General features: G+C 71.8%; 1 protein-coding gene. It reads left to right on the top strand.

Features of this window, described 5'->3' with window-relative positions; translation table 11 throughout:
• Positions 1 to 273 (top strand): fibronectin type III domain-containing protein (locus CWIS_RS17325; protein WP_048344604.1); only part of this gene is annotated, 273 nt, incomplete at both ends.

Genomic DNA, 273 nt, shown 5'->3' with positions numbered 1-273 from the left:
GTGACCAGCACGAGCGTCGCGCTGTCGTGGAGCGCGTCGACCGACAACACCGGTGGTTCGGGTGTGGCCGGCTACGACGTGTACCGCGGCACGACCCTCATCGGGTCGCCGACGTCGACGAGCTTCACCGCGACCGGGCTCAGCCCGTCCACGGCGTACTCGTTCACCGTCCGCGCCAAGGACGTCGCCGGCAACGTCTCGTCCGCGTCCACGGCCGTCACGGCCACGACGCAGTCGGGCACCGTCACCGACACGACCGCCCCGTCGGTGCCC

This window comes from Cellulomonas sp. A375-1, assembly GCF_001040865.1.
Lineage (GTDB): Bacteria > Actinomycetota > Actinomycetes > Actinomycetales > Cellulomonadaceae > Cellulomonas > Cellulomonas gelida.
The sequence above is the reverse complement of the archived record's forward strand: the minus strand, read 5'-3'. Positions and strand labels throughout refer to the sequence as shown.